Annotated in this window: 2 protein-coding genes; one reads left to right on the top strand and one right to left on the bottom strand. The window is 70.1% G+C overall.

The genetic code is table 11. The features are described from left to right. Positions 1 to 48 precede the first annotated feature (48 nt). Complete coding sequence (locus Q0116_RS10620; protein ID WP_297887866.1) at positions 49 to 1,065, top strand: alcohol dehydrogenase catalytic domain-containing protein; 1,017 nt, start codon at positions 49 to 51, stop codon at positions 1,063 to 1,065. Here the strand turns inward: Q0116_RS10620 and Q0116_RS10615 are convergent. Then, positions 1,062 to 2,696, bottom strand: coding sequence for a TrkA family potassium uptake protein (locus Q0116_RS10615; RefSeq protein WP_297887864.1), 1,635 nt, complete (start codon positions 2,694 to 2,696; stop codon positions 1,062 to 1,064). The genes Q0116_RS10620 and Q0116_RS10615 overlap by 4 nt on opposite strands. Position 2,697: the final 1 nt, after the last annotated feature.

The following is a 2,697-nucleotide window of genomic DNA, read 5'->3' as shown; positions in this document are numbered from 1 at the left end:
CTGCCGGCGCCCCCGAACCTTTTACCCCGCCGGTCGAACGGACGTCCGATGCGTGCCGCAGCGTTCACCGACCTGATCGGACCGGACGGCGTCGACGTGATCGACCTTGACCGCCCCGACCCCGGCCCGGGTGAGGCCGTCGTCGACGTCCAGGCCTGCTCGATCAACCACCACGACCTCTGGATTCTGGAGGGGGCGTCCGCGATGGTCGACCCGACCGACCTGCCTTTCGTCAGCGGCCTCGACGTCACGGGGGTCGTCGACGACGTCGGCGAGGGCGTCACCGGCGTCGCCCCCGGCGACCGGGTCCTCCTCTGTCCGAACGAGACGTGCGGCACCTGCCGGTTCTGCCGTGAAGGCCCGGAGACCCTCTGTGAATCCTACTCGCTGTACCACGGCGGCCTCGCGGAGGAAGCCTGCGTCGCGGCCGACCGACTGGTTCCCCTCCCCGACGGCGTGGACGCGACGACGGCCGCGGCGCTCCCGACGGCGTATCTCACCGCTTCCCACATGCTCCGCCGGGCGGGGGTCGAACCCGGCGACCTCCTCTTCGTCCCCGGCGCGACCGGCGGCGTCGGCGTCGCGACGATCCAACTCGCCGACATCCGGGGCGTCCGCACGATCGGCACCTCGTCGTCGGCGTCGAAACTCGACGCCGTCGCCGACCTCGGCGCCGATCACACGCTCCAAGGGACGGATCCCGACGCCCTCCGGGCGGCCGTCACCGACATCGGCACGCCGGACGCCGTCGTCAACCACCTCGGCGGCGACTACACCGGCCTCGGTCTCGACGTCATGCGTCGCGGCGGACGGATGGTCGTCTGTGGGCGCACCGCCGGGCCGACCTCCGAGGTCGACATCGCCGACCTGTTCCGGGGGCACAAGCGCGTGATCGGGAGCACGATGGGGACCCAGACCGACCTCGAACGGCTGGTCGACCTCGTCGCCGCGGGCGATCTCGACCCCCGAGTCGATCGGACGTTCCCGCTCTCGGAGACGGCGGCGGCGTTCGAACGGATGGCGGACCGGGAGACGCTCGGGAAACTCGTCGTGACGACGGACTAGCCCAGCGTCTCCATGAATCGGTTCGCCCCCTCGTCGGTACCGGCGATGACGAGTTCGTCGCCCTCCTCGATGCGGAAGTCCGCCCCGAGGTCGGTGATCATCTCGCCGTCGCGGTCGACGCCGACGACGGTACAGCCCGTCCGCGCCCGCACGTCCGCCCCGCCGAGCGTTCGACCGACGAGTCCCGGCGCGTGCGTGCGGAGCACCTCCACCTGCTTGTCGAGCGACATGACCTCCTCGTCTTCGAGGATGGTGGAGGCGAGCATCCGGCCGCTGACCGTCGCCAACGAGAGAACGTAGTCCGCGCCCGCGCGATACATCTTCTGGACGTTCTCGGTTTCCTCCGCCCGTGCGATCAGCTCGATGTCGGGGTTCAGATCCCGAACGACGAGGATGGCGAACTCGGTCAAGGTGTCGTCCGGAATGGCGAGGATGACGGTTCGTGCGTCCTCGACGTCCGCCCGCGAGAGTGCGTCGGGATCGGTCGCGTCGCCGGTCATGTCCACCCCGGGGCCGTCGACCAGGTCTAGCACCGTGGTGGAGACGTCGGCCGTCGAGAGCGCCGCGGAGACGGTGGTGCCGACCTCGCCGTGGCCGACGACGACGGTCCGCCCCCGACGGAACCGACGTACGTCGGACATCGTCAGCTCCTTGAGCCGCTCCAGCTGTGCTTCCCGGCCCGTGACCAGCAGGACGGTGCCGTTGTCGAGCGTGGCGTCCGGCGAGGGCGGACTCTCGAACTGGCCCCGGAACCACGCGCCGACGATGTTCACGCCGGCGCGCTCGCGCACCCCGCTCTCCGCGATGGTCCGCCCGACGAGGTCGCTGTTGCGCTGGATCGGCAGTTCGGCGATCTCGAAGTCCTCGCCGACTTCGACGGCGTCGCCCAGTTCGGTCGAAATGCCGGCCGTCACCTTCGACGCCAGTCCCTCGCCGAGGAGCGCCCGCGGCGAGAGCACGTCGTCGGCGCCGGCGAGGCGGTGGTACCGCTCGCGGGACGGGTCGTCGACGACGCTCACCGTCCGCACGTCCTCGGCGACTTCCTTCGCGGTGAGGACCGTGCTCGTGTTGACGGGATCGGAGCCGTCGGCGACGAGACAGCGGGCGGCGGGGAGGCGTGCGGCTTCCAATCCGTCGACCGACTCCGGGTCGGCGTGAATGACGTCGTACCCCTGCTCGTACCGGTCTTTCGCCCGGTCACGGTCCGGTTCGAGGACGAGGTGGTCGACGCCCACGGAGTCGAGTTCGTCGACCAGCGTCTCGCCCCGCGGCGTCAGCGTACAGACGACGACGTGGTCCTCGAGATCCGCCGCCGCCGCCGTCGGCACCGTCGTCGAGATGGCCTCCTCGAACAGCGGGAAGACGAGCACCGGGAGCGCGAGGAAGATGAGGACGACGCCCGTCAGATCCATCACGATGACGAGGACGTTCATCTCGGGGGTCGTCCACGGGGCGTCGGAGCCGAAGCCGGTCGTGGTGAACGTCTCCACGACGACCTGGAGCGAGTGGAGGAAGCTGATCGGCGAGCCCTCGAAGACGCTCATCCCGGCGTCGTACACCGCCGCGTAGCCGAACATCACGCCGACGAGGACGACGACGTACTGCGACGTTCGTCGCTGCCAGGTGTCCATA

This window comes from uncultured Halorubrum sp., assembly GCF_937146585.1.
Classification (GTDB): domain Archaea; phylum Halobacteriota; class Halobacteria; order Halobacteriales; family Haloferacaceae; genus Halorubrum; species Halorubrum miltondacostae.
Note: the sequence above shows the minus strand (reverse complement) of the source record. Positions and strands in the feature narration are given on the sequence as shown.

Bases quoted from the DNA above. Each gene is read 5' to 3' on its own strand.
- Q0116_RS10620 (WP_297887866.1), top strand. From the start codon at position 49: ATGCGTGCCGCAGCGTTCACCGACCTGATCGGACCGGACGGCGTCGAC.
- Q0116_RS10615 (WP_297887864.1), bottom strand. From the start codon at position 2,696: ATGGACACCTGGCAGCGACGAACGTCGCAGTACGTCGTCGTCCTCGTC.